The following is an 830-nucleotide window of genomic DNA, read 5'->3' on the forward strand; positions in this document are numbered from 1 at the left end:
GGCTCTTCGCCATATTTAGTGGATTTTCAAATCAAGTCCTCCGAGTTTGAAATAGATCATCAGGATGAAATTGTGTGGGTTCCGATAGCCTCTGGCAATTCTCTTTATTTCCTGAATCTTTAGGTTTACCCCCTCAGCGAAAGCATTATTAGCCAATCTTTTGAAGTAGGTCTTTATACCGTACCAATGGTCATGGAGCATATTGACAAACTCCTGGATGGGCTTGATCCCGCTGTCCCAAGCCATCTTTATCCACTCATTGAGCGGCTTGAGGCGCTTGGTGAACTGAGCCGCATCGAAAACTTCCCGGAATAGCTCTTTAAGACGGTAGGCCTGGCCCAGGTTAGGGAATGCTTCTTTTAACAAGTCCAGGCGCTGTTGCTGCTTTTGAGATAACTTGCTGGCATTGCGCAGCCATAAATACCGGCTGTGCTTGAGCGCCTCCTTGAACTGCTTTTGTTCTGCCCTTCGAATAGTATCAATGGCTTCATTAAGCTTTTTGACTAAATGAAAGCGGTCAAAAACCATCTCGGCTTGTGGCATGTAGGATTCGCAGGCTGCGATGTAGGAGCGTGACATATCTAGAGTCACCGACCGTACTGTGGTTCTGTCTGCGCCACGAGCTTCCATATCGATAAGTGCTTCGCCTACAGCTTTTTGGTCTTTGCCCAGAGATACGCCTACTACCTTTTTAGCTTGCCGGTCACATAGGATGGTCAGGTAGTTGTGCCCTTTCTTTCGTGAGGTCTCATCGACAGATAGGTCCTTGACCGCTCTTAGCTCCTGAGTAGCCAAAGCGTTGCTTACATGGCGGCCCACTATACGGCTAG

At 48.0% G+C, this 830-nt stretch carries 1 protein-coding gene; it reads right to left on the reverse strand.

The window, feature by feature from the left end; all coding sequences use genetic code 11:
- Positions 1-15: 15 nt before the first annotated feature.
- Positions 16-830: ISL3 family transposase (locus IX84_RS30485; protein ID WP_152605320.1), on the reverse strand; the 815-nt coding region annotated here is incomplete at its 5' end.

This window comes from Phaeodactylibacter xiamenensis (assembly GCF_000759025.1).
In the GTDB taxonomy this organism is placed as follows: Bacteria; Bacteroidota; Bacteroidia; order Chitinophagales; family Saprospiraceae; genus Phaeodactylibacter; species Phaeodactylibacter xiamenensis.